Annotated in this window: 1 rRNA gene; it reads right to left on the bottom strand. The window is 55.3% G+C overall.

From position 1 onward, the window contains the following. Nucleotides 1–206 (bottom strand): 23S ribosomal RNA (locus ADL34_RS05665); the annotation flags it as partial.

Genomic DNA, 206 nt, shown 5'->3' with positions numbered 1-206 from the left:
ATCACCGGTTGTGGCCCCCCTTCTCCCGAAGTTACGGGGGCATTTTGCCGAGTTCCTTAACCATAGTTCACCCGAACGCCTCGGTATTCTCTACCTGACCACCTGAGTCGGTTTAGGGTACGGGCCGCCATGAAACTCGCTAGAGGCTTTTCTCGACAGCATAGGATCATCCACTTCACCACAATCGGCTCGGCATCAGGTCTCAG

It is taken from the genome of Streptomyces sp. NRRL WC-3605, from assembly GCF_001509795.1.
Lineage (GTDB): Bacteria > Actinomycetota > Actinomycetes > Streptomycetales > Streptomycetaceae > Streptomyces > Streptomyces viridochromogenes.
Note: the sequence above shows the minus strand (reverse complement) of the source record. Positions and strands in the feature narration are given on the sequence as shown.